General features: G+C 36.1%; 10 protein-coding genes. 4 read left to right on the top strand and 6 right to left on the bottom strand.

Annotated features, from left to right (window positions below):
- The first annotated feature begins 327 nt into the window (after positions 1-327).
- Positions 328-684 carry a YgzB family protein gene (locus tag ILT06_RS27085; protein ID WP_000025063.1) on the top strand — a complete coding sequence of 119 codons (357 nt, stop codon included), beginning with the start codon at positions 328-330 and terminating at the stop codon, positions 682-684.
- A gap of 197 nt (positions 685-881) precedes the next feature.
- On the opposite strand, the gene perR is transcribed toward ILT06_RS27085, so the two are convergent.
- The 6 genes from perR to ILT06_RS27115 all read right to left on the bottom strand — a co-directional run bounded on the left by perR (position 882) and on the right by ILT06_RS27115 (position 5173).
- The gene (gene perR / locus ILT06_RS27090; RefSeq protein WP_179876820.1) at positions 882-1310 is read right to left on the bottom strand and encodes a peroxide-responsive transcriptional repressor PerR; all 429 of its coding nucleotides are present in this window, start codon (positions 1308-1310) and stop codon (positions 882-884) included.
- A gap of 298 nt (positions 1311-1608) precedes the next feature.
- Entirely contained in the window at positions 1609-2064 is a 456-nt protein-coding gene (gene bcp / locus ILT06_RS27095) for a thioredoxin-dependent thiol peroxidase (RefSeq protein ID WP_222655673.1), read from the bottom strand.
- 44 nt (positions 2065-2108) lie between these two features.
- Positions 2109-2513, bottom strand: a complete 405-nt coding sequence (locus ILT06_RS27100) for a potassium channel family protein (protein ID WP_000964347.1) — start codon at positions 2511-2513, stop codon at positions 2109-2111.
- Between the two features lie 72 nt (positions 2514-2585).
- Positions 2586-3371, bottom strand: a complete 786-nt coding sequence (locus ILT06_RS27105) for an ABC transporter permease (RefSeq protein ID WP_000639385.1) — start codon at positions 3369-3371, stop codon at positions 2586-2588.
- Between the two features lie 4 nt (positions 3372-3375).
- Positions 3376-4167 (bottom strand): ABC transporter permease, encoded by a 792-nt coding sequence (locus ILT06_RS27110; RefSeq protein WP_000521517.1) that lies wholly within the window; start codon positions 4165-4167, stop codon positions 3376-3378.
- Positions 4160-5173, bottom strand: a complete 1014-nt coding sequence (locus ILT06_RS27115; RefSeq protein ID WP_000843649.1) for an ABC transporter ATP-binding protein — start codon at positions 5171-5173, stop codon at positions 4160-4162. The genes ILT06_RS27110 and ILT06_RS27115 overlap by 8 nt, the downstream gene beginning before the upstream one ends.
- Before the next feature lie 127 nt (positions 5174-5300).
- Between ILT06_RS27115 and hemL the strand changes: the two genes are divergently transcribed.
- The 3 genes from hemL (at position 5301) to ILT06_RS27130 (ending at position 12583) form a co-directional block, all read left to right on the top strand.
- Positions 5301-6599 (top strand): glutamate-1-semialdehyde-2,1-aminomutase, encoded by a 1299-nt coding sequence (hemL, locus tag ILT06_RS27120; protein ID WP_064477272.1) that lies wholly within the window; start codon positions 5301-5303, stop codon positions 6597-6599.
- 199 nt (positions 6600-6798) lie between these two features.
- Positions 6799-11235 (top strand): glutamate synthase-related protein, encoded by a 4437-nt coding sequence (locus tag ILT06_RS27125; RefSeq protein ID WP_098102479.1) that lies wholly within the window; start codon positions 6799-6801, stop codon positions 11233-11235.
- A gap of 259 nt (positions 11236-11494) precedes the next feature.
- Positions 11495-12583 (top strand): aromatic acid exporter family protein, encoded by a 1089-nt coding sequence (locus tag ILT06_RS27130; protein ID WP_064477270.1) that lies wholly within the window; start codon positions 11495-11497, stop codon positions 12581-12583.
- Positions 12584-12588 lie beyond the last annotated feature (5 nt).

Consider the following 12588-nt stretch of genomic DNA (forward strand, 5'->3'; position numbering starts at 1 on the left):
TACTTAGTCGCTCATTTGCGACTTCCTTATGTTAACATCTTCGTTTTTCGATGTCAACTAAGTTTTTCAATTTCTTTTTTGTCGTTTTCTGCGTTTCCGCATCAGCGACGGTTATTAATATATCATGCAGTATATAAAGGGTCAATACTTTTTACAAAAAAATTTCACATCCCGTTAAAACTTTAAAAATATGTTCCAAAAATCATTATAGCCTCCCTTCATTCTTCATTATACTCCATATTTCATATCTTATCGGTTTATCACGTTTACGGACGAGTGAAAATTCTAAATTTTATGTTATATTATTGTTATAGGGGAGTGGTGAGAATGAGCATTAAGTATTCAAACAAAATCAATAAAATCCGGACCTTTGCATTAAGTTTAGTATTTATCGGCCTCTTCATTGCATACTTAGGTGTCTTTTTCCGTGAAAACATTATTATTATGACGACATTTATGATGGTTGGCTTTTTAGCTGTTATCGCTAGTACTGTCGTTTACTTTTGGATTGGCATGTTATCTACTAAAACTGTACAAATTATTTGTCCAAGCTGCGATAAGCCGACCAAAATGCTCGGTCGTGTCGACGCATGTATGCATTGCAACCAACCTTTAACAATGGATCGAAATCTAGAAGGAAAAGAATTTGATGAAAAATATAATAAGAAGAGCTATAAATCATAGGCATATATAGGTACAATGTGCCCTTACAAAACTAAACGTTAAAAGGTGATTTCTTAACAAAGAAATCACCTTTTAACGTTTAGTTTTAATTTTAGGTTCTTCACTGAACGTTTTAAATCCTCCTGAACCTAACGTAATTCCCATATATAATAAAGAAAGAGGGAGACGTTTACGTCTCCCTCTTTCTTTATTATATATTACGCCTTATGACACTCTGGACAAACGCCATAAATTTCTAAGCGATGACTATTAATAACGAAGCTTGTCGTTTTCGCAGCTTCCTCTTCAAGCTGTTCCAAACCTCCATAAGGAAAATCAACAATCTTACCACATTTTTCGCAAATCACATGATAATGTTGACTTGTAACATAATCAAATCTACTTGAAGCGTCTCCATAAGTTAATTCCTTTACAAGTCCAACCTCTTTAAATACACGTAAGTTATTATAGACAGTTGCAACACTCATATTTGGAAACTTACCTTCTAATGCTTTATAAATGTCATCCGCTGTTGGGTGCGTCATAGATTCCACAAGGTACTCTAAAATAGCATGACGCTGTGGAGTAATGCGTACACCCGTATTTTTCAGCATTTCTAGCGCTTCTTTTAATTCTTCTTTGACCACCGTCATGCACCCCGATTCTATACGGATTATTATTTTATAATTCTTATAAAGAGTGTACTCCTTTTCTTATAAATCGTCAATATTTCTACTATAAGTATGTGGTTTATTTTTGTATATAGCCTTATTCTTATATATCCTTCCCCATTTTCTATACATTTACATAGAAAAAAAGTGCGACATAATCGCACTTGGAATACTATCATCTGAGGAGGTATGCCCTACACTTCACTTTATGTAAGACGATAAAATATGTATAGACACTCGCCTTACTTCTATATATTTTATCTCCACAATGAATTTACTTTATATAAGAAAGAACCTCTTCAGTATGTCCCTTCACTTTCACTTTACGCCACTCTTTTACAAGCTCACCGTCTTTATTAATAAGGAATGTAGAACGCTCGATTCCCATATACTCTTTTCCAAAGTTCTTTTTCAATTTCCAAACGTCGTATAATTCCGCTACCTTATGACCTTCATCTACTAAAAGTACAAATGGAAGCTCATGCTTCTCAATGAATTTCAGATGTCTGTTCGCTGAATCAGGACTTACACCAAGAATAACTGTATCTTTCTCTTGAAATAATCCATACGCATCGCGAAAATCACATGCTTCAGTTGTACACCCTGGAGTCATATCTTTCGGATAAAAATATAGCACTACGTTTTTACCACGAAAATCAGCTAAGCGAACTTGTTCCCCGTTACTTCCCTCTAATGTAAATTCTGGAGCCATTTCTCCTACTGTGATCATTGTTATCACTCCTACTCTTTTCTTTTACTATATCAAATGCTATCTTATTTTTCATTGTCTATTACAGACCTCATTACAAAAGCAAACGGTAATGTATATCCAATTAGCGCTTCTGCAATCGCAATCCATCTCCCTATTCCAATCGGAGCTATATCACCGTACCCAACGGACAATAAAGTAACTGCGCTAAAATATAAGCAAATTTCTACAAGTTGAAAAGATTGGGCATGCAAACTTTCTCCATCTTCTTTCAAAACTGCAAAACCCATTTCTTCTAATACAACATAACTTAACCCAAACGCAATCAATACCGTTGTATAAATTAAAAATAAGGAGGCTAAATTATAAAGCGAAAAGAAACGCCTAGAATCTGAATATGAACTCCATAACAATTGGACACTTCTCAAAATAGCAATTGCTGCAATTAATAGAATAAATCCCCATAACATGTCCTCCACCTCATTTTATATGTATGAGACGGCCATTGGATTTATCCCTTAGAAACAAACAAGCTTCTATAATTAATTCCCAGCACCACGGTACCTTTTTACCCCTTGATTCCAAAGAGTAATTGCAATCGTAAAACAGATAACACCAACGAATGGTGTTGCAAATGCATAGCTATTCCACTCTGTTTTTCTTAAAAAGTATGCTGCTGGATACACTCCGACAAACGCAAATGGTAAAACAAACGTTAAAATGAAGCGAATCACACGGTTATAAATGTTAACAGGATAGCGACCATAGTTACCTATGTTATACATTAGCGGCATAATTGAACTTTTCGCATCCGACCAAAAACCAAGGCTCGCAAGCGTAACAAATATCCCTCCGTATACAAGTGCTCCTCCTCCTACCATCAGTAAGAATAAGAAGAAATCGTACCAGTAAAAAGATAATTGCAGCTCCACTGCTGCATATCCCATTACAATTATTCCTGTAATCGCTCCAATTAAAGATTCCAGTTCCATTCTTTCTAATATAATTTGAAATAAACTATGAATCGGTCTCGTTAATATACGATCCATTTCTCCTTTAATAATGTAACGATCATTAAAGTCCCATATGTTAAAGAAAGCTGAGAAAATGGCAAACGGCACTAAAAAGAAACCATAAATAAAGATTACTTCTTCTCTACTCCAGCCCTTTAATGCTTGTGTATGCCCAAACACAACGAGAATAAAGATTAAATTAACAGCCTGTAGTGCTAAATCAGAAAGTAATCCAACGATAAAATCGCCCCGATACTCCAATTTTGTTTTTATATATTGGCTTGCATATTGCAAAAATAGGTTTATATATATCATCTCATCATCCCCCTTGTACAATTAGACGTTTTCTCGCCGTTCTCCACATGAGTACAATTGGAATAATAAGTACAATTGCCCAAATTACTTGGAATAATAATGCCTCATACAATTTACTTCCTTGTATACCTTCTGAAAAAATCATACTCGGAATATAACTAATTGCCTGAAACGGTAAAAACATCATTGCCTTTTGGGCCCATAACGGATAAAAACTAATTGGTAATAATAGACCTGAAAATAAATCAATAACGACACGTTTCGCATACATAATTCCACTATTATTAAATAGGAAGAACGTGAGCATTCCCGTCATTAAATTAATTTGTGTATTAATAATAAAACTAAATATTAAAGATAAGAAGAAATATAACCACGTTTGAAAATTCGTTGTAATTTGCAATGAAAATAATAAGGTAACGATAACCATACCTGGAATTGAAAAGAAAGCAAAACGAAATATTCCTTCACCAAGACCTTGCATCACTTTCATGCCTAAATAGTTATATGGACGAATGAGTTCTACTGCTACACGTCCTTCTTGAATCTCCATCGCAATTTCCCTGTCTATATTATTAAAATAAAAAGCACGTGCCATCCACGCAATTGCGATATAAGTAGTCATTTGCGAAATAGATAAACTTTCAATATTCTCTTTTCCACTATAAATTGCTTGCCATAAAAAATAATACGCACCGATATTAATTGTATAAATTAAAATCCCACTATAATAGTTTGTACGATACGCAAGCATCATTAAAAAGCGAATCCGAATCATTTCAATGTACTTACCCATGTTTAATACCTTCTTCATAAATGTTACGAATAATTTCCTCTGTAGATACTTCGTTAATTTTTAAATCTTTAATTTGAAAGGCTTGTACTACTTTAGAAATAAGCATTGAAATGATAACTTCTTCATTCGGTATTTTTGCAACCCACGCGTTTTCCTCTTTCGCTTTCGACCAAACGACATGACTATCTGGCATAACCATTGATAAAGCCTGATAGGAAACTGGTGCAATAAATTGAAAATGGATTTCCTTCTCTGCTCCCCACTGTGTACGAAGATTATTTAAAGAACCGTCATACATAATATTTCCTTCATCCAGCATGATAACGCGCTCACATAAAGCTTCAATATCAGTAATATCATGGGTTGTTAATAAGATTGTTGTTTTATAACGTTCATTCATTTCTTTTAAAAATTCACGTATTTTTAATTTCACAAGAACATCCAACCCAATTGTTGGTTCATCTAAAAATAATAACGGTGGATTATGAATTAATGCTGCCGCTAATTCACAACGCATTCTTTGACCTAGAGATAACTTTCGAACTGGCTTATCTAATAAAGGACCAATATCTAACGTTTCAATCACGTGTTCCATATGCTCTTTATACTGAGCGTCTGATACACCGTACACTTTTTTTAATAAACGAAAAGATTCTTGTACAGCAATATCCCACCAAAGTTGTGAGCGTTGACCGAAAACAACACCAATCGTTCTTACGAATTCTTCTCTCTGCTTATGCGGGTTCATCCCATTTACTAAAATTTCTCCTGATGTCGGAGTCAAAATCCCCGTAAGCATTTTAATAGTTGTTGATTTACCAGCACCGTTCTCACCTATATACCCAACCATTTCACCTTGTTTCACAGTAAAAGATACATCATTTACTGCTGGTACTATTTTATAATTACGATTTAATAAATCGCGAAAAGCACCCTTTAATCCCGGACGACTTGAATAGGCTGTAAATTCTTTACGTAACCCTTGTACCTCAATTACCGATTTCATAATCGGACCCCCTTCCTAAATGTCACAACGAATAGTTTACCCAACTGCCTTCTCTATCACAAACAATACGTCTTTTCGAAAAACATGTTAGAATAATACATAGATTTTTGTAAGGAGATGAATTGTAGTGAAATTCACAAAATCAGAAGCATTACATAAAGAAGCTTTAGAACATATCGTTGGCGGCGTTAATAGTCCTTCTCGTTCTTTTAAAGCAGTTGGCGGCGGCGCTCCTGTTGCTATGGAACGTGGAAAAGGTGCTTATTTCTGGGATGTAGACGGAAATAAATATATCGATTATTTAGCAGCATACGGTCCTATTATTACTGGACATGCTCACCCGCACATTACAAAAGCAATTACAACAGCTGCTGAAAATGGTGTACTTTACGGAACACCAACAGCACTAGAAGTAAAATTCGCAAAAATGTTAAAAGAAGCAATGCCTGCATTAGATAAAGTCCGCTTCGTAAACTCTGGTACTGAATCAGTAATGACAACAATTCGCGTCGCTCGTGCTTACACAGGCCGCACAAAAATTATGAAATTTGCTGGTTGTTACCACGGTCATTCTGATTTAGTACTTGTAGCAGCTGGATCTGGCCCTTCTACGCTAGGAACTCCTGACTCAGCCGGTGTACCACAAAGTATCGCTCAAGAAGTTATTACCGTTCCATTTAATAATGTAGAAACTTTAAAAGAAGCTTTAGATAAATGGGGACATGAAGTAGCAGCTATCCTTGTAGAACCGATTGTTGGAAACTTCGGTATTGTAGAGCCAAAACCTGGCTTCCTTGAGAAAGTGAATGAACTTGTTCACGAAGCTGGTGCACTAGTAATTTATGATGAAGTTATTACTGCTTTCCGCTTTATGTACGGTGGTGCTCAAGACTTACTTGGCGTAACACCAGACTTAACAGCGCTTGGTAAAGTTATTGGCGGCGGACTTCCGATCGGTGCTTATGGTGGTAAGAAAGAAATTATGGAACAAGTTGCTCCGCTCGGACCTGCATATCAAGCTGGTACAATGGCAGGAAATCCTGCTTCTATGGCATCCGGTATCGCTTGTCTAGAAGTTCTTCAACAAGAAGGTCTTTATGAGAAATTAGATGAACTTGGTGCGATGCTTGAAAAGGGAATTTTAGAGCAAGCTGCAAAACATAATATCGACATTACATTAAACCGACTAAAAGGTGCTTTAACTGTATACTTCACAACAAATACAATTGAAGATTACGATGCAGCACAAGATACAGACGGTGAAAGGTTCGGTAAATTCTTCAAGCTTATGCTTCAAGAAGGAGTTAACTTAGCACCTTCTAAATACGAAGCATGGTTCTTAACGACAGAACATACAAAAGAAGATATTGAATATACAATTGAAGCTGTAGGCAGAGCATTTGCTGCTTTAGCGGATAATAAATAATCCCGTCATTAAAAGGAAAAAAGAAAGCACATCTTTCTTTTTTCCTTTTTTCTATTTCATAAATCCCTCATTAATAGTATAATTATTCATAATTATCTGTTTTATTTTTATTTTATATCCTTACTATCCTTGTATATAAGGCTGCTCACGCCTTGAATAGTAAGATTATTCAAACTTCAATAAGAGGGGGGATTGACGGATGCTCAATAAAACAAATACATGGACACCGTCTTTATTTCGAGATTATAAAAATGCAGAACATGATGCGTGTGGAATCGTTTCCGTTATGGAGAAACGAAAAATTCCTACAAAAGAAAACATCGACCTTTGCATACAATCACTTGTCAAAATGAATCATCGAGCTGGTTTCATTAATGGTGAAGGAGATGGTATCGGAATTCACATTGATGTCCCAAAAGCACTTTGGAATGAAAAGCTGAAAAATAACGGATACAATCCAACGATTGTGGATCATCCCCACTTTATCGTTGGACATTTTTTTCTAAACAAAAACGCAAATATCGTTAATTTAAAAAATCATATTCGTACGCAATTAAATAACGAAAATTTTACTATTATTTTTGAAAGTGATGATGTAATAAATTCCGATGCACTCGGTCCACTTGGTAAACAGGAAGAACCTTTATTTTGGCAAGTTGCTCTTATCGCAGAAAATAAAGTTGAAAATATTGAGCAAACATTATTTTCAGTAACGATAAAAATAGAGGAAAACGAAGCGATTCATGTTGCTTCATTAAGTCGTGACCATGTTGTATATAAAGTTCTAGGTGCTGGGGATACACTTGTTGCCTATTACAATGATTTACAACATCCACTTATCGCTTCAACTATGACACTAGGACATAACCGCTATTCTACTAATACATTATCTAATTTTTTTCGTGTACAACCATTTAGCATTCTCGGACATAATGGTGAAATTAACACAATTGCAAAATTACGCGATCAAGCTGACATGATTCATGTTCCACTTACTGTTGGGGGAAGTGACTCCCAAGATTTAAACCGCACCCTAGAAACCCTACTTGTTCAATACGACTACAGTTTATTTGAAGCAATGGATATACTATTCCCACCAATTATTAATGAAATTAAACTTTATGAACCGCATTTACAAGATTTATATACGTATATACGTGAAGCATGGGGCCATTTTGCGCAAGGTCCAGCTGGTATTATTTCACGTTATAAAGATGAGGCTGTTTTCAGCGTTGATTCCCTTGGACTACGACCAGTATGGAAAGTAGAGACAGTGAGTTCTTATGTTTTCTCTTCTGAACCTGGAGTTGTATCACCAACCGAATATGTAGAAGAACCGAAACCACTCGCTCCTGGAGAAAAGGTCGGATTAAAATGGAATGAACAAGATGAACTTGTTCTTTATGAATACGACAAATACCAAATTGAAGTATATAATCGTTTCCAAAAACGAATCGATGTTAGCAATTATCATTTAAACTTATCTATCCCTGAAACGAAAGAAATCCAAGGATTATGTGATTCTGTTCAAGTTGAAACGAAACAGTACGTTTCTTTCGGGTGGGATCGAGAACATATTCAGCTTCTTGAACAGATGGCAACAAAAGGCGTCGAGCCAATTCGCTCACTTGGGCATGACTCACCACTTGCAGCACTCGATACTGATAGACGAAATATCGCTGATTTCATTAAGGAAAGTGTAGCCGTTGTTACAAATCCAGCAATCGATCGTGATCGAGAGGTCGAGCACTTCTCCACACGAACAATACTTGGAGAGCGCCCAAGTTTATTAAGCGGAGCTAAACAGCCATTTGTAGTTGAGATGCTTTCCCCCATTATTCTAGAAGGAAGTGTAGCACAATCTATTACAGAGGAATTACACACAATTACGTACGAACAACTTATACAGCTATTCAATACTCATAGCTCTATCGCTACAATCTCTGCTACATTCAGTCCGACAGAAACTTTACAATGCGCCTTAAATCGAATTAGTTCTGAAGCGATAAAGGCCGTGAACGATGGAGCTTCCCTACTATTAATAGACGATGCCAACGCTCATCTAAATGAACAGTTATGGATTGATCCGCATTTAGTTACCGCTAAAGTACATCAAGTATTAAGCGAAAATAAATTACGCCGAAACTGCTCTCTCGTTATACGTTCTGGTGCCCTTCGCTCCTTACATGATATCGTCACACTGTATGGATTAGGAGCAGATGGTATGAATCCATATTTATTATTTGCAACCGTAAATGATGGAACAAAAACGCCAATTACGAATTTGTATACTGCTCTTAATAAAGGACTAGAAAAAGTCATTTCAACAATTGGAATTCATGAATTACGTGGTTACGGTCGCCTCTATTCTTCTATCGGATTACATGAGGAAATCGCAAATATATTACAAATTACGAATTTCTTCGGTTCAAATGATTTAGCTTTTTCGCTTGAATCACTTGCTGAAGATGCACAATTGCGAGCGGATGATTATAACAATCCTAAAGTTAGAATGCGAAAATCTTTTCATATATTCCCGCGAATTTGGAAAGCAATCGGCGATGTCGCAAAAGGAAACTCTTATGATGATTACCGTGACAAGTTAAGTGAATTAGAAGAAAATAATCCAATCGCAATTAGACACCTTGTTCAAACGAAAGAAACAAAACATGTAGTTCCAACTGAAGAAGTGTCCATCAGCATTCAAAATCATGATTTACCATTTATTATTAGTTCCATGTCATTCGGTTCTCAAAATGAAGTTGCCTTCCGTGCATATGCAGAAGCGGCCGATCAGCTAAATATGATTAGTTTAAACGGTGAAGGCGGCGAAATTAAAGATATGATTGGAAAATATCCACATACACGTGGACAACAAGTTGCATCTGGGCGATTTGGCGTAAATGCCGAACTACTAAATTCATCAAACTTAATTGAAATAAAGATCGGGCAAGGCGCAAAGCCTGGTGAAGGTGGACATTTGCCAGGTTCAAAAGTAACAGCAAAAATCGCTGAAGCACGTAATGCTACAATTGGCTCAGATTTAATTTCACCTTCTAACAACCATGATATTTATTCCATTGAAGATTTAGCTCAAATGATTACAGAAATTAAAACGGCTAATCAACTTGCGAAAGTAGCTGTAAAGGTCCCTGTCGTCCCTAACATTGGAACAATTGCTGTCGGTATCGCAAAAGCTGGTGCTGACTTTATTAACATTAGCGGATTTGATGGTGGTACAGGTGCTGCACGTATTCACGCATTGCAACATGTAGGGCTTCCTGTAGAAATTGGTGTGAAAGCCGCTCACAATGCTTTATTAGAAGCAAATATGAGACATAAAGTAGAAATTTGGGCTGACGGTGGTATTCGAAGTGTTAATGATGCCTTGAAAATCATGCTCCTTGGAGCAAACCGTATTGGGTTTGGTACATTATCCATGATTGCAATCGGCTGTACAACTTGCCGCGGATGTCATCTAGATACTTGTCACGTTGGAATTGCAACACAAATTGAGTCTGAAGCTCAGGCGAAAGAACACGGATTACGCCGCTTCGTCCCGCGCGAATTAGAAAGCGCCGTTGCTGGATTATTACATTTATTCACCACTTTTGGCGTAGAACTAAAACGATTAACAGGAAATCTTGGTTATACAAATTTACAAGCAATTGTTGGACATTCCGATTTATTAGAACAAGTTCAAGGCGAAAATTTATTAAACTTATGTAATTTACTACAAACGATAGAACACCCATCTGTTACAAAAACAGAATACGTACCGGAAAAACAATTTGAAACAGTTCATTCCCCTCATTCAAAAGAATTAGTAGGCGTTGGCGTAGAGCAACGCGTTATGGGTGGTCTAGAATCTTGCTATCGCGTTCGTAGTAAATTATATGAAGACACGAAGCTTGAACCACTTACATTAAAGTATACGAATGGCTCTATTCCTGGAAATGGATTAGGTGCTTATAATAGTGAGAACTTATTTATACACGTAAATGGCGGTGCACAAGATGGTATTGGTAAAACTTCCTTTGGTGGTGGTATTTATATAACGAAAGCAAAAGGAAAAGACGGCATATATTATAACGGTTCTGTCGGAAAAGGTTTTGGGTACGGTGCACAAAAAGGATCGCTATACGTTCAAGGTAACGCTGATGCTCGCGCCGGCATTCGCCTCTCTGGAGCAGACATGATAATTGGAGGGCGAATGACAAAGCCACTCCGTGAAAAAGAGCAAGGGAATATAGGTGTATACTCTAATATTAAAGGTTTCGCTTTTGAATATATGACAAATGGGCGAGCGCTTGTTTTAGGGGATCCTGGTCCATGGATTTGTGCTGGTATGACTGGTGGTGTTGTTTATTTACGTCATGATTCAAGCTCGGGTTTAACAGAAAACGCCTTAAAAAGAAGAATCGCAAAAGGGGCAAATGTTACATTACAACCAATTAGTAAAAATGGCGTGCAAGATGTGACTGAGTTATTGCTAGATTATATTCGTGTATTAAATGAACATGAGCAATACGAGGAAGTTGCTTTATTAACACCGTTACTCGATGATATGCAGCAACAGTTTTTTGAAATTATCCCGAAAAAAGAGCAGGCTGATCCATCTATCTCCACAGAGTGATATACCAACTTTTCATTCTCAAGAAAAAATTGACGAAGTACACTTCTCATAGTAATCTATAGTAACAATTTGAAACCTGCTGAAATTCAGCAGGTTTTTTCACTAAAAATTGATGTTTAAAAAGAATTAGGAAAAAGTATAAAATGAATCTTAATTTCTTATTAACGTCACTAAAATATCACTTGCTAACATATTGTAATGAATGTATAGTACCATGTTGTACATTCATTATGACAAGAGAAAGGATCTTATTAAGGGTATGAAACTTGGTGCTCGCATTTTAAAAACGGGTATTGCCATCACATTAGCTTTATTTGCTTGTATTTTACTTCAATTACCGAGTCCAGTATTCGCGGGAATCTCAGCTATATTCGCTGTTCAACCGTCTGTATACCGCTCATATTTAACAGCTCTTGAGCAAATTCAAGCAAACGTCATTGGTGCGGTATTCGCTATCGTATTTGCTACTGCTTTTGGACATAATCCTTTTATTATTGGATTAACATGTATATTAGTAATTGCGCTTACGTTACAATTACGATTAGAAAACACAATATCAATTGCTTTAGTAACAGTTATCGCCATTATGGAGTATCAAGGCGACGATTTCTTTAGTTTTGCCTTACTTCGCTTTGCGACGATTATGATTGGAATTATTGCGGCTTCACTTGTAAATTTAGTGTTTATGCCGCCAAAATACGAAACAAAACTATATCACCGTATCGTTGATAATACAGAAGAAATTGTAAAATGGATTCGAATGAATAGTAGGCAAGCTTCTGATTTTACAACGCTAAAAACTGATATTGATCGTATGAAAGAAAAGATGATCAAACTAAACCATTACTATTTGCTGTATAAAGAAGAAAGAAGCTACACGAAAAAAGTACAGTTCGCAAAAATTCGTAAGCTCGTTTTATTCAGACAAATGTTAGCGACGACAAGCCGTGCTTTAAGTACGTTAAAATCATTACATCGTACTGAAAATGAACTGCGCTATATGCCAGAAGAATTTCAGGAATCTATCCAAAACGAACTTGACTCATTAACCCATTACCATGAACAAGTTTTATTAAAATTTATTGGTAAAGCAAAAAAACAACAATCCGTTGAAATGCTTGATGAAGTTGAAACAGGTAAACAAGAATTAATTGATATCTTTATGGATTATCAAAACAAGGACGATGAGGAAGCTTATAAAACATGGCTACACCTCTTCCCTCTTATTTCTGCCATTATTAACTATAGTGAAGAAGTAGAGCATTTAGATTTACTTGTGGATAGCTTCTACACATACCATAAACCAGAAGCAGAACTCCAAATCGAAGATAAAAAAGAAGACGAATAAAGAAA

The sequence above is a fragment of the Bacillus sp. 17RED48 genome, assembly GCF_019837545.1.
Lineage (GTDB): Bacteria > Bacillota > Bacilli > Bacillales > Bacillaceae_G > Bacillus_A > Bacillus_A wiedmannii.